Genomic DNA, 382 nt, shown 5'->3' with positions numbered 1-382 from the left:
ATGATCTCCTCCTCGGGCAGGTCGAGGTGGGCGGCGAGCTCCTTGACCGTGGGGTCGCGGTCCAGCTCGGCGGAGAGCTGCTCCTTCGCCTTGGCGAGGTCGACCCGCAGCTCCTGGAGGCGGCGCGGTACGTGCACGGACCAGGTGGTGTCGCGGAAGAAGCGCTTGATCTCGCCCACGATGTAGGGGACGGCGAAGGTGGCGAACTCGACCTCGCGGGAGAGGTCGAAGCGGTCGATCGCCTTGATCAGCCCGATCGTGCCGACCTGGATGATGTCCTCGGTGTCGTCGCCGCCCCGGTTGCGGAACCGGGACGCGGCGAAACGGACCAGCGAGAGGTTCATCTCGATCAGGGTGTTGCGCGCGTACTGGTACTCATGGG

General features: G+C 67.0%; 1 protein-coding gene. It reads right to left on the bottom strand.

What is annotated here, in order from left to right:
• The coding region (locus RNB18_RS53450; protein ID WP_311721237.1) for a sigma-70 family RNA polymerase sigma factor at positions 1-382 on the bottom strand (382 nt) is incomplete at both ends.

Source organism: Streptomyces doebereineriae, assembly GCF_031845645.1.
Lineage (GTDB): Bacteria > Actinomycetota > Actinomycetes > Streptomycetales > Streptomycetaceae > Streptomyces > Streptomyces canus.
This window is presented reverse-complemented; position numbering and strand designations above follow the sequence as displayed.